The sequence below is a fragment of the Klebsiella sp. 2019SCSN059 genome (assembly GCF_021739525.1).
Classification (GTDB): Bacteria; Pseudomonadota; Gammaproteobacteria; order Enterobacterales; family Enterobacteriaceae; genus Klebsiella; species Klebsiella quasipneumoniae.
Genome location: NZ_JAKKOM010000006.1, coordinates 194,893 through 217,548 on the forward strand (window position 1 = coordinate 194,893; position 22,656 = coordinate 217,548).

A 22,656-nucleotide genomic window follows, 5' to 3' on the forward strand; every position below is an offset into this window, starting at 1 on the left:
GATAATTTTTACGCCAGAAAAAATAGTTCTATGAAATGCTTCACACAATTAAAAAGATAGAGAATAAAACCAGTTTTTCGTTAAATAAAAGTTACGTCCTGGATTTATCTGCTGAAATCAAGCGCGAGGATGAATTTTGCCTCTTTTATTCATCCTCGCAATACCTCAGCGGTGGGTTTTGCCCGGCATCCGCCGGTCGTCTTTATACTCCGCGGTGGCGATCCACGCGGCGCAGAACAGCGTCAGGCGGGCAAAGAAATAGAAAAAGGCCATCAGCCCCAGCACCGATCCGAACGCCGCCCCGGAAGGGGATTTCACCAGCGCCGGCAGCGTCCAGGTCATGACGATTTTGATGATTTCAAAGCCAATCGCCGCGATAAGCGTGCCGCGAAACAGGGCTTTGCGCCGCGGACGGTGGCGCGGCAGCCGCCAGAAGATCCAGAAAAAGAGCAGATAGTTGGCAAAAATCGAGATGGCGAGACCGATCAGCCGCCAGGCGGGTTTCAGCCATTCAATATTGTCCAGATACAGCGCGGAGATAATCAACTGCTGGGCGGAACCGGCGACAGAGGTGATCGACAGCGTAATAATCAGCGCCACCAGCAGACCGATCAGCGAGATAAGATCGCGGAAGTATTTTATCCAGATTTTCTCCTCGTCCTGCGGCCGGCGTTCCCAGACGTCGCGCGACTGAGCGCGGATCGCTTCGCGCAGGTTGCCCATCCAGTTAATACCGGAATAGAGCGCCACCAGCAGGCCGACGAGGCCGACGGCGGTGCGCTGCTGCACCGCGGTGTTGATGGTGTTTTTCAGCGTCGCCGCCAGCGTCGGGTCGCTGACGTTTTGCAGAATTTTGTCGAAAATGTCCTGCAGCAGGGTCGGATGCCAGGCCAGCACGAAGCCGGCGGCGGCAAACGAGACCATCAGGATCGGGATCATCGACAGGAACGAGAAGTAGGTGATGGCCGCGCCGAACTGATTGCCCAGCCGGTCGTTGAAGCGCTCTGCGGCGCGTATCAGGTGGGCGATCACCGGGTTGCGCTGCACTTTGGCAGCCGTTCCGGTGACGGTCTTCAGCGCCTGGCTGGCTTTTTGCCCGACGGCCGTGTCATTGAGAGCGTCGAGGGGGCTTTTGTTTTTCTCCGGCTGCGTGTCCGGTTCCTGTGGGGGGCGTCGATCGTCGTTTTCCGGCGTCATACGTGATTTCTTCCTTTTTTACCGCGAGATTCAGCAAAAAGTATACCTTAAATGCCGTATCCTGCAGGAACGCATCTGCCCGCCCCCCGTTCACCCTCCGCGCGGATCAATCGACGTAATCTTTCATCAGCCCGCCCAGCCACTCCATGAACAGATGCACGCGGCGGGAGAGATTGCGCCGGTGCGGGTAGATAAGCGAGACCGGCAGCGGCTCAGCGCGGTACTGGGGCAGGATCTCAATCAGTTCGCCGGCGCGTAACGCCTCGCGCACGCCGGTGCGTGGCACCTGAATAATTCCCAGCCCGGCGATACAGGCCGCCTGATAGGTTTCCGTGCTGTTGACCGTCAATATGCCGCCGCTTTTTACCCAGCGCACGGCGCCGTCGATCACCACCTCGAAGCCGGAAGGACGGACCCCGAGGGTGCTGGCGTAGTGGATCAGGGCATGATCCGCCAGATCCTCCAGGGATTGCGGGTAGCCAAAACGGGTCAGGTAGTCCGGGCTGGCGCAGTTAATTTGCGTCAGCTTGCCCAGCGGGCGGGCGATAAGCCCGGAGTCTTTGAGCGCGCCGACGCGCACCACGCAGTCAAACCCCTCGCGGATCACGTCCACCAGCCGGTCGCTGCTGCTCAGCTCCAGTTCGATGCCCGGATACTGCTGCAAAAAAGCCGGCAGGTGCGGGATCACCAGCTTTTTGGCAAAACCGACCGGCATATCCACCCGCAGCCGGCCGCTGATGCTCGCCGGATCGTGCTGGAACATACCGTCCAGTTCGTCGAGGTTGCTCAGCAGATCCTTCGCCCGCTCGTAGTAGACCATCCCATCCTGGGTGAGCTGAACCCGGCGGGTGGTGCGGTGCAGGAGGCGCACGCCAAGATGGCTTTCCAGGGCCTGAATCTGCCGCGAGACGCTGCCTTTCGGCAGCGCCAAGGTCTCGGCGGCGCGGGAGAAACTCTCCAGATCCGCTACGCGAATGAATAACTGCATTGCATGAATTTTATCCATGCCGATGGCCTATTGTTGTTGTGAATGAAACAGTAAAACGTAATGTAGCGTATTTATTGTTTCACTGGCAGTTAATAAGCTGGAACACAATCACAACGCAACCTGAAAGGGGTCTTCTGATGACACAACGTATCGCTTTAGTGACCGGCGGCAGCCGCGGTCTGGGTAAAAACGCCGCGTTGAAGCTGGCGGCGAAGGGAACCGACATTCTTCTGACCTATCACAGCAACCGCCAGGCTGCGCTCGAGGTGGTGGCGGAGATTGAGCAAAAAGGGGTGAAGTCGGCAGCATTGGCGCTGAACGTCGGCGATCCTTCAACATTCGACGCTTTCGCCAGCGAGGTGGCGCAGGTGCTGGCGCAGAAGTGGGGACGCACCACCTTTGATTATTTACTGAACAACGCCGGGATCGGCCTCAACGTCCCCTTCGCCGAGACCAGCGAAGCGCAGTTTGACGAGCTGATGAACATCCAGTTCAAAGGCCCGTTTTTCCTGACCCAGCGGCTGCTGCCCCTCCTGCAGGACGGGGGGCGCATCCTCAACGTTTCCAGCGGCCTGGCGCGCTTTGCCCTGCCGGGCTATGCGGCCTACGCCGCGATGAAGGGGGCGATGGAGGTTCTGACCCGCTATCAGGCGAAAGAGCTGGGCGGACGGGGGATATCGGTGAACATCATCGCGCCGGGGGCCATTGAGACCGACTTTGGCGGCGGGGTGGTGCGCGATAACGCCGAGGTGAATCGGCATATCGCCGCCCAGACGGCGCTGGGGCGCGTCGGGCTGCCGGATGATATCGGCGACGCCATCGCCGCCCTGCTCAGCGATGAGCTGGCGTGGATGAACGCGCAGCGCGTGGAAGTCTCGGGAGGGATGTTCCTCTGAACCCCGCTGCCGTCAGACCGTGAGCGGCGGTGCGCTAGGGCGCATCGCCCTCCGCGCGCAGCCGACCGAACAGCCAGTCATTGTGCCAGCGCCCGTTGAGCCAGTAGTTCTCCCGCAGCTCCCCCTCCAGCCTGAACCCGGCTTTGAGCAGTAACTGCTTGGACGCCTCGTTGCCGGCGGTGACGCTGGCGGTCAGGCGGCGGACGCCGCCGGTAGTGAAGGCGTAGTCGCACAGCGCGCGCAGCGATTCGTAGCCGTAGCCACGACCCTGCGCCGCCGGAGCGAAGAGAAAGCCGACCTCGGCAATGTCGCGCTGATGATGTTGGTAACCGGTGAGGCCGAGCGGGGTATGGGTCAGCCTGTCGTGCACCACCAGGCACAGCCAGTGTTCATCCCCGGGCGTCCACGGCGGCAGCCGCGAATCGAACGCCTCGCGGATGGCCGCCTGCGGCCTGGGGTCGGCCACGTAAAGCATGACCTGCGGATCCTGCTGCAGGGAAAGAAAAAACGACCAGTCGTCCAGCTGCAGCGGTGAGCAGCGCAGGCGCGGCGTCAGAAGTTCAGGCATAAGCGTCATTCCGGGCAGGGCGAATCCTCTGAACATAGCAGGAGAAGGCCGCCGGGAACAGCCCGACTAGGTTGGCTCGCCGTAGAGGCCAATCAGCCGGCGCACGACGCCGTTGGTCCAGCCGAAGCCATCCTGCAGGGGATACTCCCCGCCGCCGCCCTCATGCGGAACGCCGGTGGCGATGTGGTATTTCTCAATCAGCTTGTGGTGCTGCTTGTAGAAGTGGTTGACCGTCTGCAGCCAGCTCCAGGCGATCTCATCGCCCAGCGGATCCTGGCCGTAGCGTTTAAATCCCTGCACCGCCATCCACTGCAGCGGCGCCCAGCCGTTGGGTTTATCCCACTGCTCGCCGCTCTCGTATTCGGTGGCCATGATCCCGCCGGGGGTGAGCAGGCGGGCCCGAACCGCATCGGCAAGGCGTTCCGCCTGTTCGTGGGTCGCCAGGCCGACGTAAAGGGTGACAATGCTGGCGGCGGAAAACAGCGCCAGCTGTTCGCGGCGCCAGTCATAATCGCGAAAACAGCCGTTCTCATCGTCCCACAGATAGCGGTTAACCGCCGCCCGCCGATCCTGAGCCTTCTGGCGGAAGGCCGCTTCCGTCTCGCGATCGCCCTTCAGGCCGGAGAGGTTGGCGATGGTCGTCTCCAGCTTGAACAGGAAGGCGTTCAGGTCGATGGGGATAAACTGCGTGGTGCGGATACTGGCCAGTCGCGTGATATCCCGCAGCCAGCGGCTGGAGTAGTCCCAGCCGGACGCGGCACCCGCCCGCAGGTCGCGGTAGACTTCATTGGCCGGCCGTCCGGAGTGTCGGGCGGTCTCCACGTCCTCGCGCCATGATTCATCCCGCGGCGTGTCCCGGTCGTCCCAGTAGCGATTGAGCAGGGAGCCATCCGGCATGCGCACCACGTGCCGATACGCCTGATGCGGGATCAGCGACTCGGCGCCGTCCATCCAGAAGGCATGCTCCATCTTCAGATGATCCAGATAGCGCTTCGCGCCGCGCACGCCGTCCTCTTCAAAGAGTTCGACCATCAGGGCGAACACCGGGGGCTGCGAGCGGCTGAGGTAGTAGGTGCGGTTGCCGTTCGGAATGTGACCGTAGGTTTCAATCAGCCAGGCGAAGTTATCGGCCATGCATTTCAGCAGATCTTCCCGGCCGCTCTCCGCCAGCCCCAGCATGGTGAAATAAGAGTCCCAGTAATAGGTTTCGCTAAAGCGACCGCCGGGCACGATATAGGCCTGCGGCAGCGCCAGCAGCGATGACCAGGGGATATGATCCTGAGGCTCGCGGGTCAACACCGGCCATAGTTTATCGATATGCTCTTTCAGCGTCAGGCTGGGGTCGGAGGTGTAGACGTCGGTATGGCTCTCCGGCAGCCAGAAATTATCCTCAACGAACTGCCGCAGGTCGAAATCGGGCTGGCGTTTGACCTTCCGGTAGTTCCGCAGGATGTCCAGCGGGTCGTGTTTCGGCGCGCAGTCGGGAAAAGTTTTGCTGTCGGCAAAAATGCGTGATTTCTGCACGTTGGTAAACAGCTCAAGATAGCGATCCGCCGGGGTGAGGGCATCGGAGGCCGGAAGCCCCTCGATCACCTCAGGCTCCGGTTCAGCGTCAATCATCTCATCCAGCTTTAATTCGTACGGATCGGCTTCGTAGCAGGGATCGATGTCGATCCTTAACTCGTCGTCTTCAACGTGGCGTAATTTCTGGCTGAACATAGCGATACGGACCTCCGGATAGCGTGAGTTCGCGGCCGGGCGTACCCGGCCTTGTCTTTTAAGCGTAGACAGTCGCTTCGGTGAGTGTGAAGTAAACTGTGCGTTAGATCACGCTTTTCCGCCGGCAGGGGACGCGGTGATTTCTAATTAACACCTTGATAAATAATAAATAACTTCGCGATTAGGTGAAGATAAAATTCGGAGCATTCATTATGCAACAAAATTTTATCCCGGCGCGCTCACTCCCACGCCGCCTCCAGCATCTCCAGCAGCTGTTCGCTGCTCAGGCTGACCGGATTAGCCTTCATCGACGAGGAGGTGCTGGCGGCCAGCGCCGCCGGCTCCAGGGCGTCGCGCGCCACGCCGAGGTCGCGCAGGGTGCCGAGACCGGCGCGATGGCTCCATTCCCGCAGGCTGTCCCAGACCCGATCCGCCGGGACCTCCAGCCCCTCGGCCAGCCAGCGGCGAACGTCGTTGAAGCGCTGGCGCAGGGCGGGGTCGTTTATCTGCGACTCATTCAGCGCCAGCCCAAACGGCAGCAGGCTGCCGCATAAGGCGCCGTGCGAGGCGCGGCTCAGGCCGCCCAGCGGGCCGGCGAGGCCGTGGATCACCCCCAGCCCGGCGTTCGCCAGCGCCACTCCGCCGCACAGGCTGACCCAGGCCATCTCGTCGCGGCTGGCCGGGCACTCTTTTTCCATCAAAACCTTCAGCGCGCGGATGCCGCGCGGGATCGCCTGCTGACAGAGGGCGTCGGTGAAAGGGGTGGCCCGGCTGCAGAGCCAGGGCTCGATCACCTGGGTCAGGGCGTCGAGGCCGGAGCTCAGGGTGATGCTGCGCGGCGCGTTGTCGGTTAGCGCCGGGTCGACAATGGCCAGATCAGGCAGCATCCGGTCGTCGCGCAGGCTCACTTTCCGCTGCTGTTCCACGACGTTGATCACCGCGTTTTTAGTGACTTCCGCGCCTGTGCCCGCGGTGGTGGGGATCGCTACGAACGGCAGCGGGCTGGCTTCCAGCTGACGGCCGGTTCCCACGACTTCCAGATAGTCGATCAGCGGGCCGGTGGCGGGCGCCAGCGCCGCAATCGCTTTACCGGCGTCAATCACCGCGCCGCCGCCGAGGCTGACCACCGCCCTGATCCCTTTCTCGCGCGCCAGCTGGACGCCCTGCTCAATATCGATAAGCCAGGGTTCGCGGCTTATCGCCAGCGTCGTGACCGCCAGCTGCAGCGCCTCCAGCTGATGGCGGAGAAACGCCGCCCGCTGCGGGCTGGCGCCATGCACCAGCAGAACAGGACCGCCCTGCTGCGCCAGCCAGGGGGCGGCGCTCTGGGCCTGACCGCGGCCAAAACGAATATTTTCAGGCATCAAAACGGTAAAAGGGGTCAACATGTCGGGTTCCTTTTCGGCAAACAGGCTGGAATCAACTATACACATTATCCAGCGCTCTGCCTTGTTGCTGGCTGGCAATAGAGTAGAGTGAATGAACTCTCTTTTATGGCTGAGGAATCGCTGACGATGCTAACAATTCTGGGCAAACGCTCTTCAATCAATGTACGGAAAGTGCTGTGGACCTGCGAGGAGATCGGGCTGGCGTACCAGCAGGAGGATTACGGCAGCGGGTTTAAGCCCCTGGACACCCCCGATTTTCAGCGCCTGAATCCTAACAGCCTGGTGCCGGTGCTGCTGGACGATGACTTTGTGCTCTGGGAGTCGAACAGTATCTGCCGCTATCTGGCGCGAAAAGCGGAGCGCTGGGATCTGCTGCCCGCCGAGCCGCAGCCCGCCGCCGAGGTGGAGCACTGGATGGACTGGCAGGCGACCGAGTTCAATAATGCCTGGCGCCATGCTTTTATGGGGCTGGTGCGTAAAGATCCCCGCTTTCAGGATCCGGCGGCGATTAAAGAGAGCATTGCCGCCTGGACCCACTGCGTGCGCATTGTCGAAGCGCAGCTGCAGCGGACCGGGGCGTGGGTCGCCGGCGAGCGCTTCACCCTGGCTGATATTGTGCTGGGCCTGTCGGTGCATCGCTGGAAGATGACGCCCTTTGCCCATCCGGAAATGCCGGCCGTGGAGCGCTGGTATATGGCGCTCAATCAGCGCCCGGCGTTTATGCGCCATGGAAATAACGGCGTGGCGTAGCGAACGGGCCAGGGCCTTATCGATTTTTCAGCGTATTCGCTTTGCACTGGCGGGGTAATGCCGCTACGATCCCGCGTCTGTTTTTTATCCCATCCCAAATAACGTGTGGCAGGCAGGTGCAGTTTGAAAAAACGGTTAGGCCTTGTGCTACTGGCATTACTGTTGATTTCAGGCTGTTCCGGCACGCTGTCGCAAATGAGCCCGCCCAGCAATGAAACCAGTCTGACAGGGCGCAACGGTCAGCGGCTTTCCGTCGATGATTATGTCAGGCATTACATGCGCGAGAAGCAGGTCAGCGGCATGGTGGTGGCAATTATTCATCATAACGGCCCGGCGGAGTTTCACTGCTTCGGCGTGACCGATGACCAACATCGCTACCCGATAACCCCGCATACGCTGTTTGCCCTCGGCTCGCTGAGCAAAGGGGTTACCGCCGAAGTGGTCACGATGCTGGTGAACGAGGGCCGTTTCCACTGGCACGACACGCTGCAGACCCTGCTGCCGCCGGGTACCGCGCTGAGTGAGGATGCCCGTAAGATAACCTTGCTGCAGCTGGTGACGCATACCTCAGGGCTGCCGCGGCAACCGATGAATATGCTGTCGCTTGAGCACCTGCTGGCCTATCTCAACGATGGCGAGAACTTCTACCATGAGCTCGATGCCGATGGCGTACTGAGTTATCTGCAGCATTTCCAGGCCCCGGCGGAACCGGCGCCGAGTTACTCCAACCTCGGCTACGCGATCCTCGGCTATCTTCTCCAGTACCAGACTGGCGAATCGATTGAGACGCTGGCCTCGCGGATGATCTTCCGCCCGCTGGCGATGGGGAACACCAGCTTCCTGCCGCAAACGCTGCGTGATTATCCGTGGCGGGCGCTGGGCCATGCTGGCGATCAGCCGAAATTTAAACCCCGCGGCGCGCTGACGCCGGACTGGCAGTTCCGTCATAACATGGTCGGCGCGGCGAGTTTGTACAGCGACGCAGGGGATCTGATTCACTATGCCCGCGCCCACTTCGCGCCCACCGGTCAGGCGGCGCTGGATCAGGCGTTCCGCGACGTTAGCGTCGACTATTATCCGCGACGGATTGAAGCGGCGAATATCGCCTGGGTAACAGACACGTTCGGCGAGCAGCAATTAACCTATCAGGTGGGGTACATCGGCGGCTATTCGAGCTATATCGGTTTTGATAAAGCGAATCAGAATGCGGTGGTGGTGCTGCAAAACAGCTTTAACTGGAGCAACTATATCGGCCACCAGATCCTGCGTCACCTGGCGGCGCAATAAAAAAGCCCCGTCCGGAGACGGGGCTGCGCGCCTTAGCGCATGGTGACAAACTCTTCTGCCGCCGTTGGGTGAATAGCGACGGTGTTGTCGAAGTCTTTTTTGGTGGCGCCCATCTTCAACGCCACCGCAAAGCCCTGCAGCATCTCATCCATCCCGAAGCCGATGCCATGGATACCGACAATCTTCTCTTCCGGGCCGACGCACACCAGCTTCATGCGGCACGGCTGGCGGTGCGAGGTGACAGCGGTGTACATCGCGGTGAAGGAGGATTTGTAGACCTTCACGGCGTCGTCGCCATACTGCTCGCGCGCCTGCGGTTCGGTTAAGCCGACGGTGCCGATAGGCGGGTGGCTGAAGACCACGGTCGGAATGTTGTTGTAGTCCAGATGCTCTTCCGGTTTGTTGTTAAACAGGCGTTCGGAGAGACGACGGCCTGCGGCCACGGCCACCGGGGTCAGCTCAACGGCGCCGGTGTTATCGCCCACGGCGTAGATGCCCGGCACGCTGGTGTTCTGGAACTTATCGACGACGATGTAGCCTTTATCGTCAGTTTTCACGCCGGTAGCCGCCAGGTTGAAGTTATCGGTCGCCGGTTCGCGGCCAATCGCCCAGATCAGGCAGTCAACGGTCTGGCTGCGGCCATCTTCCAGCTCAAGGGTCAGGCTGCCGTCGGCATGCTTCACCACCGCTTTCGGGATGGCGTTGGTATGCAGCTGCGGACCTTCGGCGTTCATCACTTCCACCAGCGTTTCGACGATCAGCGGATCGAAGCTGCGCAGCGGCGCGTGCTTGCGCACGAACAGGTGGGTTTCAGCGCCGAGGCCGTTAATCACCCCCGCCAGCTCAACGGCGATGTAGCCCGCGCCGACCACCGCCACGCGCTTCGGCAGCGCCGGCAGTTCGAAGAAACCGTCGGAATCAATACCGTATTCCACGCCCGGAATGGTCGGGTGGCTCGGACGGCCGCCGGTGGCGATCAGGATATGATCGGCCGTAATGGTCTCGCCGTTCACTTCCACGGTGTGGGCATCGACAAAGCGCGCAAAGCCTTTGATCACGTCGACGTTGTTCTTACCCAGCACGTTGTCGTAGGAGGTATGAATGCGGTCGATATAGGCGCTGCGGCTGGCGACCAGCTTCTCCCAGTCGAAATGGTTGATGGTGGTATCGAAACCGTAGTCCGGGCCGTAAAGATGAATCGCTTCGCGGATCTGCGCCGCATGCCACATCACTTTTTTCGGCACGCAGCCGACGTTGACGCAGGTGCCGCCCAGCGCTTTGGCTTCAATCAGCGCGCACTTCTGGCCGTACATGGCCGCACGGTTAATCGAGGCGATACCGCCGCTACCGCCGCCGATGGCGAGGTAATCATAATGTTTGCTCATGCCCATATGTCCTTAATCGTTGATTGCCGCGATTGTAACGCGAGGCGTAAAAGGTTCCACCGATGGTTGCGATTACTCCGGCACGATCCAGCTGACGGTCGTGTGACCGGTACCGGCCGGCACCAGCTTGCTGTGCAGCCACGGCAGCACATTGTTCATCTGCTGCTCCAGCTTCCACGGCGGGTTGATGACGATCATCCCGGAGGCGGTCATGCCGCGCTGGTCGCTGTCAGGACGTACCGCCAGCTCAATCTGCAGAATCTTGCGAATGCCAGTGGCTTCTAAATCTTTGATCATGCGTTTGATCTGCGCGCGCAGCACCACTGGGTACCACAGCGCGTAGGTGCCGGTGGCGAAGCGTTTGTAGCCTTCGTTAATTCCGGTCACCACCGCCTGATAGTCGGTTTTAATTTCGTACGGCGGGTCGATCAGAATCAGACCGCGGCGCGAGACCGGCGGCAGTTTGGCTTTCAGCTGCTGGTAGCCATCGGCTTTATCGACGCGCGCGCGGCTGTCTTTCTGAAACTCGGCGCGCAGCAGCGGGAAGTCGCTCGGGTGCAGCTCGGTCATCTGCAGGCTGTCCTGCTCGCGCAGCAGCTGGCGGGCGATCAGCGGAGAACCCGGGTAGTAGCGCAGCTGGCCGTTACGGTTGAAGTGTTCGACCACCGAAATATAGGGCTTAAGCTCTGCCGGCAGGTCGTCCTGCTGCCAGATACGGGCGATGCCTTCGAGATACTCGCCGGTACGCTCGGCGTGCTCGCCGCTCAGCTGATAGCGGCCCGCGCCGGCGTGGGTGTCCAGGTAGAGAAACGGTTTTTCTTTCTCTTTCAGCGCTTCAATGATCAGGCTCTGAACGGTGTGTTTGAGGACGTCGGCGTGGTTGCCTGCGTGAAAGCTGTGGCGATAACTGAGCATGGATGCAGAGATTCCGGGAAATAAACAAGTTAACCGATAGTTTACCGCAGATCGGCCGAGATTACCGCTGCGCCGCCGCGCTGTTTCATTTCTGCCAAAAGCGTTGCAAAACATAACGCTGTCATAAAAGCGTCAAACGGCCGCGCTAGCGTCGGAGACAGGCAAGGTAATTGTTTGAATAAAAGGAAAAATAATGAAAAAGCAACTCTCGCTGCTGGCCGTCGCGCTGCTGCTGGCGCAACCGGTTCTGGCTAAAGACATCCCGCTGAACAAGGCGGCGGCCCTCGCCAATAGCGTGACGCCGGCTGCCTCCAGTCAGGCGTATGACGATCTTGAGCAACAGGCGCTGGCGCAGTTGCGCCACGCGCTGCAAGGGGATGCCGCGACGCTGACCCGCGATCGGTTGGCGCACACGAAACAAAACAAAACCCAGGCCGATACCGCCTGGCTGAAGGCCAGCGGCTACGACTTCCAGACCCGGGAAAACCAGCAGGCGGGTATTGCGCTATTGTCGGCGTTCAGCCGTCTGCCGGAGACCGTCGTGAAGCAGAATCTGGCGACGGTGACCGCCATCAACCGCGACGCCGTGCAGACCACCCGCCGTCAGGCGCTGGCCGATGCGCAAGGGATTAGCTACCTCTATTTCCTCAGCGACGCGCTGGGGCCTCGTCTGGGCAACGCGTTTCTGACCGCCTATGACCAGGGCGCGCTGGGGAAAGCGGCGGCGCTGATCAAAGCCTCGGAAGTCAGCACCGGCGAGGCGAAAAAGCACTTCCACAATCCGCGGCCGTTCCTGGTCCAGGGCAACACCATTCACCTGGTGCCGGACGACGTGGTGGTGAAGGATAACCAGCCCTATACCGCCGACGGCGGCTCGTTCCCCAGCGGCCACACCAACACTGGCTATACCGATGCGCTGCTGCTGGCGGCGATGATCCCGGAGCGCTACGACGCGCTGGTGGCGCGCGGCGCCCGCTATGGCTACTCGCGCATCGTGCTGGGCGTCCACTATCCGCTGGACGTGATCGGCTCGCGGATGGTGGCCGAGCGCAACGTGGCCCATTATCTTAACGATCCGCGCTACCGGGTATTATTTAACGAAGCCCGCGATCAGCTGCGCGCCGCGCTGGCGAAAGCCTGCGGTACGTCGCTTGCCGAGTGCGCGAAGAGCAGCGTGAAAGACGATCCCTGGCGCGATCCGGCGATGCGTGATTTCACTCGTTTCACCATGACCTACGACCTGCCGCAGCAGAAGGGTCCGCAGCCGCGCCTGCAGGCGCCGGAGGGGGCGGAAGTGCTGCTGGAGGCTGCCCTGCCGCAGCTGTCAGCGGCCCAGCGTCGGGCGCTGATGGTCAACACCGCGCTGCCAGCGGGCTACCCGCTCTCCGGCGCCACCCCCGAACAGCAGTTCTGGCAGCGGCTGAATCTGTCGGCGGCCTGGGAGATGGCGCAAAAAAGGCATTAATGCGGTTTCCGGCACGCTGCGCCGCGTGTCGCGCTTTTCCGGCAACGGGCGGACTTATCGCAGCAATACCCAGGCTGACGCACCGCCCGTCATTGAAATTCCCCCAACTATCCCCCATTCTAGATCTCATGCATAAGCGCCGGACGCGCGCTTCACTCACCCTTTTCAACAGGACAGCGCATATGACCAATCCATTACTGACGCCTTTTTCCCTGCCGCCTTTTTCTGCGATCAAACCAGAGCACGTGGTCCCAGCGGTCACCAAAGCGCTGGAGGATTGCCGGGCCGCGGTGGAAAGCGCAGTGGCGCACGGCGCGCCGTATAGCTGGGAAAATCTTTGCCAGCCGCTGGCGGAAGTGGACGATGTGCTGGGACGCATCTTCTCGCCTGTCAGCCATCTCAATTCGGTAAAAAACAGCCCGGAACTGCGTGAGGCCTACGAACAGACGCTGCCGCTGCTCTCCGAGTACAGCACCTGGGTCGGCCAGCATGAAGGCCTGTATAAAGCCTACCGCGATCTTCGCGATGGCGATAACTACGCCACGCTGAATACCGCGCAGAAAAAAGCGGTGGATAACGCGCTGCGCGATTTCGAATTATCCGGTATTGGCCTGCCGCCGGAGGCGCAGAAACGCTACGGTGAAATCGCCGCGCGCCTCTCTGAGCTGGGCAACCAGTACAGCAACAACGTCCTTGACGCCACCATGGGCTGGAACAAGCTGGTGACCGACGTCGCCGATCTGGCCGGTATGCCGGAAAGCGCGCTGGCCGCCGCTCAGGCGCAGGCCCAGGCCAAAGAGCAGGAAGGGTATCTGCTGACCCTGGATATCCCGAGCTACCTGCCGGTGATGACCTACTGCGACAATCAGGCGCTGCGCGAAGAGATGTACCGCGCCTACTCCACGCGCGCCTCCGACCAGGGGCCAAACGCCGGTAAATGGGATAACAGCCCGGTGATGGCGGAGATCCTCGCCCTGCGCCACGAGCTGGCGCAGCTGCTGGGCTTTGACAGCTACGCCTTTAAATCCCTCGCCACCAAAATGGCGGAGGATCCGCAGCAGGTGCTCGACTTCCTCACCGACCTGGCAAAACGCGCCCGTCCGCAGGGCGAAAAAGAGCTGGCCCAGCTGCGCGCTTTCGCTAAAGCCGAGTTCGGCGTCGAAGAGCTGCAGCCGTGGGACATCGCTTACTACAGCGAAAAACAGAAACAGCATCTCTACAGCATCAGCGATGAACAGCTGCGCCCCTATTTCCCGGAAAACAGAGCCGTTAACGGTCTGTTCGAAGTGGTGAAGCGCATTTACGGCATTACCGCCAAAGAGCGTACCGATGTCGACGTGTGGCATCCGGAAGTGCGCTTCTTCGAGCTGTATGACGAACACAACGAGCTGCGCGGCAGCTTCTATCTCGACCTGTATGCCCGCGAGCACAAGCGCGGCGGGGCGTGGATGGACGACTGCGTCGGCCAGATGCGTAAGCTGGATGGTTCCCTGCAGAAGCCGGTCGCCTACCTGACCTGTAACTTCAACCGTCCGGTCAACGGCAAACCGGCGCTGTTCACCCACGACGAAGTGATCACTCTGTTCCATGAGTTCGGCCACGGTCTGCACCACATGCTGACCCGCATCGATACCGCCGGGGTTTCCGGCATCAGCGGAGTGCCGTGGGATGCGGTCGAGCTGCCGAGCCAGTTTATGGAAAACTGGTGCTGGGAGCCGGAAGCGCTGGCCTTTATCTCCGGTCATTATGAAACCGGTGAACCGCTGCCGCAGGCGCTGCTGGAGAAAATGCTGGCGGCGAAAAACTACCAGGCGGCGATGTTTATTCTGCGCCAGCTGGAGTTCGGCCTGTTCGATTTCCGCCTGCACGCGGAGTACAAGCCGGAGCAGGGGGCGAAAATCCTTGAGACCCTCGCGGAGATTAAAAAGCAGGTCGCCGTGGTGCCGGGCCCAACCTGGGGCCGCTTCCCGCACGCCTTCAGCCATATCTTCGCCGGCGGTTACGCGGCGGGTTACTACAGCTACCTGTGGGCTGACGTGCTGGCGGCAGACGCCTTCTCACGCTTCGAAGAAGAGGGGATCTTCAACCGTGAAACCGGTCAGTCGTTCCTCGATAACATCCTGAGTCGCGGCGGTTCTGAAGAGCCGATGGTGCTGTTCAAACGCTTCCGCGGGCGCGAGCCGCAGCTGGATGCGATGCTGGAGCATTACGGGATCAAGGGTTAAGTCTGCGGTGAAGATCTGCTTAATTGATGAAACGGGCGCCGGAGACGGCGCCTTATCTGTTTTAGCCGCCCGCTGGGGGCTGGAGCAGGATGACGATAACCTGATGGCGCTGGTGCTGACCGCTGAGCATCTGGAGCTGCGTAAGCGCGATGAGCCCAAACTCGGCGGTATCTTCGTCGATTTCGTCGGCGGGGCGATGGCCCACCGGCGCAAGTTTGGCGGCGGCCGCGGTGAAGCGGTGGCCAAAGCGGTCGGTATTAAAGGCGATTATCTGCCGGATGTCGTCGATGCCACCGCCGGATTGGGGCGTGACGCCTTTGTGCTGGCGTCGGTCGGCTGTCGCGTGCGGATGCTGGAGCGTAATCCGGTGGTCGCCGCGCTGCTCGACGATGGCCTGGCCCGCGGCTATGCCGATGCGGAAATCGGCGGCTGGCTGCAGGAGCGGCTGCAGCTGATCCACGCCTCCAGCCTGACGGCGCTGACCGATATTACCCCGCGTCCGCAGGTGGTCTACCTCGACCCGATGTTCCCGCATAAGCAGAAAAGCGCGCTGGTGAAGAAAGAGATGCGCGTCTTTCAGTCGCTGGTGGGGCCCGATTTAGACGCCGATGGCCTGCTGGCCCCGGCGCGCCAGCTGGCGACCAAACGGGTGGTGGTGAAGCGCCCGGATTACGCGCCGCCGCTGGCGGAAGTCGCCACGCCGAACGCGGTGGTGACCAAAGGGCATCGGTTTGATATTTACGCCGGCACGCCGGCGTAAATTTGCAATCTATCAGGCATCGCGCCGTCATGTTGCCGGGTGGCGGCTACGCCTTACCCGGCCAACATAAGCAATTATATATCAGATGGATACCATTCCCCCAGGCCCGGGCTGAGTAAGGCGTAAACCGACGAACATCTCTACCGCTCAGCTTCCCCCGGGGTATTAATCATCCGGTTCAGCCACGGCACCATCAGCGCCATCACTACCGTGACCCCCAGGGTCACCAGGCCAATTTTACTGAACACGCTGGTGTAAACGGGCAGCGTCTGCAGCGGGTCGGTGATATTTTCCGGCACCGCGGTGAAGGTCGCCACATAGCCGCCGAGCAGGAACGCGGCGGCCTGGGTCAGGAACCACATCCCCAGAATAAAGCCCATCAGATGCTGCGGCACCAGCGCGGCGACCATCGCCAGCCCCAGGGCGCTGATCAGCAACTCGCCCAGGCTCTGGAACAGATAAACCAGCACAATAAACCACGGCGAGGTTAATCCCTGGGCGTCGGCGAACCACATCCCGGCGGCCGCGGCGGTAAGGAAACCCAGCGCGCAGAGGAACATCCCGAGGGTAAATTTCACCGGCATGGTCAGGTCTTTACCCTTGTGGCCGAGATGGGTGTAGATCGCCGCCAGCACCGGGCTGGCCACCACCACCCAGAAGGGGTTCAGGGCCTGGAAACTGACCGGGTTGATGGTAAAACCCAGTATCTGATGATGGACGTTATTGATGGCGAAGAAGTTCAGCGAGGTCGGCATCTGGGCGTAGAGAATGTAAAACAGCACCGCCTCGATCATCAGGATAAAGGCGACGAACATTTTGTTGCGGCCGGTTTTATCAAGGCGAAACGCCTCGCGGAAAAAGAACGCAATGACCACGACCGACAGGACAATCAGCACCAGGTTGGCGATCATCACGTTATGCATCAGCCAGGCGCAGAGAAAAATCATTACCACCGTACCGGCCAGCACCAGCGCCAGATTGCGCAGGCTGAGGGGGCGATGATCGGGCTCGGAACCAATCTCTTTCACCATCCCGCGGCAGGCGAGGTAGACCAGCAGCGCGATAATCAGCCCCGCGCCGCACAGGTTATAGGTCACCGCGTAGCCAAACTTTTCCGCGATCACCGGCGCCAGCGACAGCGACAGCAGCGAACCGATGTTTATCGACATATAAAACAGGGTAAACGCCCCGTCGAGACGGGCATCCTTCGGCGGATAGCATTTTGACAGCAGGCTCGCCGGGTTGGCTTTAAACAAACCGTTGCCGACGGCGATGGTGCCGAGGGCGATAAAGATCAGCTGCGGTTTCAGCAGCGACATCCCGGTCATAAAGTAGCCGATGGCCAGCACAATCGCGCCGAGCACCAGCGTGCGTTTGGTCCCCAGCAGATGGTCGCCCACGTAGCCGCCGATGGAGATCAGCCCGTAAACCAGCGCCGCGAAGGCGCCGAAGGTGATAAAGGCCTGTTCCTGAGAGAAGCCCAACTGTTTCACAAAGAAGACCGCCAGGATCCCCTGAACGCCGTAATAGCCAAAACGTTCCCAGAGCTCCACAAAGAAGATCATAAAGAACGGACGAGGTTGCTGCAGCAAGCCCGTAGGTGCAGTTGTATTCATATTCCTTCGCCTTGTATTACTTTCCCAAAAAGTATGAACGCGTATGCCAGAACGCGCCGAAAATGTCTGATAACTCGCCATGCTGCGGTTATTGGCTTATTGAATAGATTATTATATAGATGTTTTAGTGAATAACTGGTTGATCACACTAATTGAATGGCTTTTTTATGGAGTTAAGCTCTATTGTCTGGCGAGGCGGAAGCGAAAATAAAAACGCCCGCAGCGGCGGGCGTCTGGCATGACACAACGGGACGGTTATTCGTCTTCTTCGTCGCGTAGCGGGACAATCAGCATGTCGACATGGACGGTGTTGATCAGCTGACGGGCAGAGGACATCAGCTTGCTCCAGAAGTCCTGATGGTGGCCGCAGACCACCAGGTCCATATCATATTTTTTAATCGCATCAACCAGCACCTGGCCCAGGTCGCCGCTGCCGCTCAGGGTCTCGGTGATCGGGTAGCCGGCGTTGGTCGACAGCTCGGTCAGCGCGTGATGGGTCTCTTCGGAGATGCGTTTTTGCATGTCGCCGAGGTTCACGTCAATCAGCCCGGTGTAGAGGTCGGAGTAATTCACATCCACGTGGATCAGGGAGACTTTCGCATTATACGGGCGGGCCATAGAAACGGCTTTTTCAACCAGTACTTTACTCTCCGGGGACAGGTCTACTGCAATCAGAATATGTTTGTAAGCCATAGTGTTACTCCTTCCATAAGTTTGTCGATGACCATTGGACCTGACAGCTGGCGCTGCCGTTTCGCCCGCGTCCTGCGTGCTACATTCGCGGGAGGGTAGCCTTTAAGGACTTCATTGTAGAAGATATTTCTTACCTTATAGCGCCCCCCGCACTCCGTCAATGCACTGGGTTCACCTAAAAGTTAAACAAATTTATCCGTCTTACGTATTGATAACGAATAACCTTGTGGTAAAAAAATTAATGGATCTCCTACACTATTTAATGAGCCGGTCGGAAAAATAAATGTGATCGGAATCGCACTCTTTACGGTATTGTCGTCGGTTATTTGGGGAGCGGTAGCCGCGGAGGGTTTCTCCGTGGGCGGGTCGCCGGGGAGGAGGTATGATCAGCACTATTGCGCTGTTTTGGGCCCTGTGTGTCGTTTGTGTGGTGAATATGGCACGCTACTTCTCATCGTTGCGTGCATTATTGGTTGTGCTACGTGGTTGCGATCCCTTGCTCTATCAGTACGTCGATGGCGGCGGCTTTTTTACCTCGCACGGGCAGCCCAGCAAACAGATGCGCCTGGTGTGGTATATCTATGCCCAGCGCTACCGTGACCATCATGACGATGAATTTATTCGTCGCTGCGAACGTGTTCGTCGCCAGTTTATTCTGACCAGCGCCCTGTGCGGCCTGGTGGTGGTGAGCCTGATTGCGTTGATGATCTGGCACTGACGGCATCTTCGGGATAAAAAAACGGGCCAGCAAGCTGGCCCGTTTTGAACGAATAACGCTTAAATCAGCTTCAGGGAGAGCCAGTAAAGGACGCCTGAAAGGATAATCGCTGCCGGCAGGGTCAGCACCCAGGCCATCAGAATGCTCGTCACCGTCTTTTTCTGCAGACCACCGCCATCCACCAGCATCGTCCCCGCTACCGAGGAGGAGAGTACGTGGGTGGTGGAGACCGGCATCCCGGTGTAGCTCGCCAGACCGATAGAGACCGCCGCGGTCATCTGCGCCGACATCCCCTGGGCGTAGGTCATGCCCTTCTTACCAATCTTCTCACCGATAGTGGTCGCCACGCGGCGCCAGCCGATCATGGTGCCAATACCCAGCGCCAGTGCGACCGCCATGATAATCCAGATTGGCGCGTACTCGATGGTGCTCAGCATATCGGTTTTCAGTTTCTTCAGCAGACGCTGGTCGTCAGCGCTCACGTCCGGCAGTTTCGCCACTTTGTCGGTGGTGTCGGAGATGCAGAGCATGATACGACGCAGCTGGCCGCGCTGTTCCGGTTTTAGCGACTCGTAGTTCTCAACGCCGGTCAGCATGGTCTTCACGCGGTCAAGGGCGTTGATGGTGTTCGCCGGATGACAATGAAACTCGCCGTTGGCCGCGGTATTGGTGTCCGGAGAGGGAACCAGCTGGTCAACGCCGGTGGCTTTCTTCAGCAGGTCAGGGCGCTGCTGGAAGAAGGTTTCCACGTTGTTGACCGCATCGCGGGTACGGGTGATTTCGTAACCGGAGGCGTTCATATTCACCACGAAGCCCGCCGGGGCGACGCCAATCAGGACCAGCATCACCAGACCAATGCCTTTCTGTCCATCGTTAGCGCCGTGAGAGAACGACACGCCGATAGCGGACAGGATCAGGGCGATACGGGTCCAGAACGGCGGCTTTTTCTTGCCGTCTTTCTTTTCACGCTCCGCTGGGGTCAGGTGGATACGCGCCCGTTTCTTGGTGCCGCTCCAGTAGCGACGCAGCAGGAAAATCAGGCCGCCCGCGATCACCAGGCCGACGATAGGCGAGATAATCAGCGATCCAAAAATGCCGATGACTTTCGGGATATTCAGCGCGTCAACGACCGACGTACCGGTCATTAAGGCATTGGTGAGACCGATCCCGATGATAGCGCCGATCAGCGTATGGGAACTGGATGCCGGCAGACCGAAGTACCAGGTGCCGAGGTTCCAGATGATCGCCGCCAGCAGCATAGAGAACACCATGGCGAGGCCATGTGCGGAACCCATGTTAAGCAGCAGATCGGTCGGCAGCATATGCACGATGGCATAAGCTACGCTGAGACCCCCCAGCAGAACGCCGAAGAAGTTGAAGAGCGCCGCCATCGCCACAGCGAGCTGTGAGCGCATAGCGCGAGTGTAGATAACCGTAGCCACCGCGTTTGCGGTATCATGGAAACCGTTAATCGCTTCGTAAAACAGTACAAAAGCTAAAGCAAGCAATAATAATAGTCCGGTATGTAAATCCAGACCGGCAAATAAATGTAGCATAGGACGTTACGCCATTTTGAGGACATGAACGCGGCGCATTATCAGTGACTTTAGCGGCGCGGGCAAAGTGAAATATAGACTTTTTTTGATTTTCTTCCTGTTTAGGTTTTACCCTGTTGGGAGTAATCCTATATCTTTCAATGATGTATCTAATGCGGGATTTTTCCCGCTGGTGTGACCAGAGTGAAATATTTACAAAACCCGACAATTGGGGAACGAGGAATGCGCTGTGGAAAGGTTTGATGCCATTGTCGTTGGCGCCGGAGCGGCGGGAATGTTTTGCGCAGCGCAGGCGGGGCAGCTCGGCTGTCGCGTTCTGCTGCTCGACAACGGCAAAAAGCCGGGGCGAAAAATTCTGATGTCCGGCGGCGGTCGCTGCAACTTTACCAATATGTATGTTGAGCCGGCGGCCTATTTGAGCCAAAACCCGCATTTTTGCAAATCTGCCCTGGCGCGCTACACCCAGTGGGACTTTATCGAGCTGGTCGGCAAATATGGCATCGCCTGGCATGAGAAAACCCTCGGTCAGCTGTTTTGCGATGATTCGGCGGAACAGATCGTCAATTTGTTGCTGGCGGAATGCGAAAAGGGCGGCGTGCAGATCCGCCTGCGCAGCGAAATCCTCAGCGTCGAGCGCGACGAGCAAGGCTACCGGCTCCAGGTGAACGGCGAAACGCTGGCGACCAAAAAGCTGGTGATCGCCTCCGGCGGCTTGTCGATGCCGGGCCTTGGCGCCTCGCCGTTCGGCTATAAAATCGCCGAACAGTTCGGCCTGAAGGTGCTGCCGACCCGTGCGGGTCTGGTGCCGTTTACCCTGCACAAGCCGCTGCTTGAGCAGCTGCAGGTTCTCTCCGGCGTCTCGGTGCCGTCGACCATCACCGCCGAGAACGGCACCCTGTTCCGCGAAAATCTGTTGTTCACCCATCGCGGCCTTTCCGGACCGGCGGTGCTGCAAATTTCCAGCTACTGGCAGCCCGGCGAGTTCGTCACCGTGAATCTGCTGCCGGACTGCAATCTTGAAGACTTCCTTAACGAGCAGCGCGGCGCGCATCCCAACCAGAGCCTGAAAAACACCCTCGCGATGCAGTTGCCGAAGCGGCTGGTGGAGTGCCTGCAGCAGCTGGGGCAAATTCCTGATGTCACGCTGAAGCAGCTGAACGTTCGCGATCAGCAGGCGCTGGTGGAGACGCTGACCGCCTGGCGCGTGCAGCCGAACGGCACCGAAGGCTACCGGACGGCGGAGGTGACCCTCGGCGGCGTGGACACCAATGAGCTCTCGTCGCGTACTATGGAGGCGCGCAAGGCGCCGGGCCTCTACTTTATCGGCGAAGTGATGGACGTCACCGGCTGGCTCGGCGGGTATAACTTCCAGTGGGCGTGGTCAAGCGCCTGGGCCTGCGCGCAGGCGCTGGTGGACGCTTAAACTAAGGGCCCGGGCATTCTGCGCCCGGGCGTGCAGGTTAGTTCAACCCAAGAAAATACTGGGCGATTTTGAAATAGATGATCAGTCCGGTGCCATCGATCAGCGTGGCGATAAACGGCGCGGAAACCACCGCCGGGTCGATGCCGATCCGTTTAAGCACCATCGGGATGACCGACGAGACAATCGCGCTCCACAGGGTAATGCATACCAGCGTCAGGCTGACGATCAGCGTGATTTCCATGCCGATGCCCATCATCCAGGCGCGCAGGCAGCCCGCCAGCCCCAGCGTTAAGGCAATCAGAAACGAGGTCGATACCTCTTTGCGGATCACCCGCCCCATATCGCGCAGCCGTACTTCTCCCAGCGCCATCGAGCGCACCAGCGTCGAGGTGATCTGCGTTCCGCTGTTGCCGCCGGTACCGATGAGCAGCGGAATAAAGAAGGCCAGCGCGATGGCCGATTCCAGCGCCTCCTCAAAATGCTGCAGCACGCTGCTGGTGTAGGCTTCGGCCACGAACAGCAGCAGCAGCCACACCGAGCGTTTCTTCCACAGCGTCCAGGGGCTGATGTCCAGATACGGTTTTTCCAGCGGCAGCGTCGCCCCCTGCAGTTGGGCGTCCTCGGTGACGTCATCCTCCAGCAGATGGGCGATCTCCTTTTCCATCAGGCAGCCGACCAGCTCGCCTTTATCGACGACGGGAACCAGGTCGAGGCCGCGCTCGTTGAGCTCGGCTATCACCTGCGGGCGTTCATCGTCAGGTTTGACGCGGAACAGGCAGCTGTCCATCAGGTAGCGGATAGACTGCCCGACATCCCCTTCCTGCAGTAGCTTTTTGACCGACAGGCTGCCGCGCAGCTTCTTGCCGGCGACCACAAACACCTGGCCGGGAATATCATCGCTGGTGAGCTGTGAGATAAAGTGCTCCCGCGCTTCATGGACGCTGAGATGTTCCTGCAGCGTAATAAAGTCGGTACGCATGTACTGGGCGATGGCATCGCCGTCGAAGCCAGAGGTCGCCTGATGGGCGGCGCAGAGTTGAATGGAAGACATGATTAAAATCCCTATAAAAAATCACTCATAGGGGCGAACAAGACAGGGTTAGCGCA

General features: G+C 59.8%; 19 protein-coding genes. 8 read left to right on the plus strand and 11 right to left on the minus strand.

Features of this window, described 5'->3' with window-relative positions; translation table 11 throughout:
* Positions 1 to 165 precede the first annotated feature (165 nt).
* Together yhjD and L2I46_RS09980 are read right to left on the minus strand one after the other, a co-directional pair.
* Entirely contained in the window at positions 166 to 1,197 is a 1,032-nt protein-coding gene (gene yhjD / locus L2I46_RS09975; protein WP_012967097.1) for an inner membrane protein YhjD, read from the minus strand.
* A 106-nt stretch (positions 1,198 to 1,303) separates the two neighbouring features.
* Positions 1,304 to 2,203, minus strand: coding sequence for a LysR family transcriptional regulator (locus L2I46_RS09980; protein ID WP_023291285.1), 900 nt, complete (start codon positions 2,201 to 2,203; stop codon positions 1,304 to 1,306).
* 119 nt (positions 2,204 to 2,322) lie between these two features.
* Between L2I46_RS09980 and L2I46_RS09985 the strand changes: the two genes are divergently transcribed.
* Complete coding sequence (locus L2I46_RS09985) at positions 2,323 to 3,081, plus strand: SDR family NAD(P)-dependent oxidoreductase (protein WP_085551471.1); 759 nt, start codon at positions 2,323 to 2,325, stop codon at positions 3,079 to 3,081.
* Between the two features lie 34 nt (positions 3,082 to 3,115).
* Here L2I46_RS09985 and L2I46_RS09990 read toward each other — a convergent pair whose 3' ends face one another.
* From L2I46_RS09990 to L2I46_RS10000, 3 genes are all read right to left on the minus strand, one after another.
* Positions 3,116 to 3,649 carry a GNAT family N-acetyltransferase gene (locus L2I46_RS09990; RefSeq protein ID WP_236947817.1) on the minus strand — a complete coding sequence of 178 codons (534 nt, stop codon included), beginning with the start codon at positions 3,647 to 3,649 and terminating at the stop codon, positions 3,116 to 3,118.
* A gap of 66 nt (positions 3,650 to 3,715) precedes the next feature.
* A complete protein-coding gene (locus L2I46_RS09995; RefSeq protein WP_023291282.1) occupies positions 3,716 to 5,368 on the minus strand; it encodes an alpha,alpha-trehalase in 1,653 nt (550 codons plus the stop codon).
* Between the two features lie 239 nt (positions 5,369 to 5,607).
* Positions 5,608 to 6,756, minus strand: a complete 1,149-nt coding sequence (locus L2I46_RS10000; protein WP_072422200.1) for an iron-containing alcohol dehydrogenase — start codon at positions 6,754 to 6,756, stop codon at positions 5,608 to 5,610.
* 126 nt (positions 6,757 to 6,882) lie between these two features.
* Between L2I46_RS10000 and L2I46_RS10005 the strand changes: the two genes are divergently transcribed.
* Both L2I46_RS10005 and L2I46_RS10010 read left to right on the plus strand, forming a co-directional pair.
* Positions 6,883 to 7,506 (plus strand): glutathione S-transferase family protein, encoded by a 624-nt coding sequence (locus L2I46_RS10005; RefSeq protein ID WP_032454300.1) that lies wholly within the window; start codon positions 6,883 to 6,885, stop codon positions 7,504 to 7,506.
* A gap of 195 nt (positions 7,507 to 7,701) precedes the next feature.
* A complete protein-coding gene (locus tag L2I46_RS10010) occupies positions 7,702 to 8,793 on the plus strand; it encodes a serine hydrolase domain-containing protein (protein WP_065882861.1) in 1,092 nt (363 codons plus the stop codon).
* A 32-nt stretch (positions 8,794 to 8,825) separates the two neighbouring features.
* On the opposite strand, the gene gorA is transcribed toward L2I46_RS10010, so the two are convergent.
* A complete protein-coding gene (gorA, locus tag L2I46_RS10015; RefSeq protein WP_032454297.1) occupies positions 8,826 to 10,178 on the minus strand; it encodes a glutathione-disulfide reductase in 1,353 nt (450 codons plus the stop codon).
* 72 nt (positions 10,179 to 10,250) lie between these two features.
* The gene (locus L2I46_RS10020) at positions 10,251 to 11,093 is read right to left on the minus strand and encodes a 23S rRNA (adenine(2030)-N(6))-methyltransferase RlmJ (protein WP_105491059.1); all 843 of its coding nucleotides are present in this window, start codon (positions 11,091 to 11,093) and stop codon (positions 10,251 to 10,253) included.
* Between the two features lie 193 nt (positions 11,094 to 11,286).
* Here L2I46_RS10020 and L2I46_RS10025 point away from each other — a divergent pair, with 193 nt between their 5' ends.
* The 3 genes from L2I46_RS10025 to rsmJ all read left to right on the plus strand — a co-directional run bounded on the left by L2I46_RS10025 (position 11,287) and on the right by rsmJ (position 15,543).
* On the plus strand, positions 11,287 to 12,558 hold the full coding sequence (locus L2I46_RS10025; protein WP_105491058.1) for an acid phosphatase: 1,272 nt from the start codon (positions 11,287 to 11,289) through the stop codon (positions 12,556 to 12,558).
* A gap of 182 nt (positions 12,559 to 12,740) precedes the next feature.
* On the plus strand, positions 12,741 to 14,783 hold the full coding sequence (prlC, locus tag L2I46_RS10030; RefSeq protein ID WP_044524999.1) for an oligopeptidase A: 2,043 nt from the start codon (positions 12,741 to 12,743) through the stop codon (positions 14,781 to 14,783).
* Between the two features lie 7 nt (positions 14,784 to 14,790).
* Positions 14,791 to 15,543, plus strand: a complete 753-nt coding sequence (gene rsmJ, locus L2I46_RS10035; RefSeq protein ID WP_032429010.1) for a 16S rRNA (guanine(1516)-N(2))-methyltransferase RsmJ — start codon at positions 14,791 to 14,793, stop codon at positions 15,541 to 15,543.
* Positions 15,544 to 15,683: 140 nt separating this feature from the next.
* On the opposite strand, the gene dtpB is transcribed toward rsmJ, so the two are convergent.
* Both dtpB and uspA read right to left on the minus strand, forming a co-directional pair.
* Positions 15,684 to 17,159: a dipeptide/tripeptide permease DtpB gene (gene dtpB / locus L2I46_RS10040; protein ID WP_032454295.1), complete on the minus strand. Its 1,476-nt coding sequence runs from the start codon at positions 17,157 to 17,159 to the stop codon at positions 15,684 to 15,686.
* Between the two features lie 255 nt (positions 17,160 to 17,414).
* Positions 17,415 to 17,852: a universal stress protein UspA gene (gene uspA, locus L2I46_RS10045; RefSeq protein WP_004145166.1), complete on the minus strand. Its 438-nt coding sequence runs from the start codon at positions 17,850 to 17,852 to the stop codon at positions 17,415 to 17,417.
* Between the two features lie 382 nt (positions 17,853 to 18,234).
* On the opposite strand from uspA, the gene uspB reads away from it, so the two are divergent.
* The gene (gene uspB / locus L2I46_RS10050; protein WP_002921203.1) at positions 18,235 to 18,570 is read left to right on the plus strand and encodes a universal stress protein UspB; all 336 of its coding nucleotides are present in this window, start codon (positions 18,235 to 18,237) and stop codon (positions 18,568 to 18,570) included.
* 59 nt (positions 18,571 to 18,629) lie between these two features.
* Here the strand turns inward: uspB and pitA are convergent, their stop codons facing one another.
* Entirely contained in the window at positions 18,630 to 20,126 is a 1,497-nt protein-coding gene (gene pitA / locus L2I46_RS10055) for an inorganic phosphate transporter PitA (RefSeq protein ID WP_004204940.1), read from the minus strand.
* A gap of 229 nt (positions 20,127 to 20,355) precedes the next feature.
* Between pitA and L2I46_RS10060 the strand changes: the two genes are divergently transcribed.
* A complete protein-coding gene (locus L2I46_RS10060; RefSeq protein ID WP_032454294.1) occupies positions 20,356 to 21,549 on the plus strand; it encodes an NAD(P)/FAD-dependent oxidoreductase in 1,194 nt (397 codons plus the stop codon).
* Between the two features lie 37 nt (positions 21,550 to 21,586).
* Here the strand turns inward: L2I46_RS10060 and L2I46_RS10065 are convergent, their stop codons facing one another.
* Positions 21,587 to 22,600: a magnesium transporter gene (locus L2I46_RS10065; RefSeq protein WP_023291272.1), complete on the minus strand. Its 1,014-nt coding sequence runs from the start codon at positions 22,598 to 22,600 to the stop codon at positions 21,587 to 21,589.
* Positions 22,601 to 22,656 lie beyond the last annotated feature (56 nt).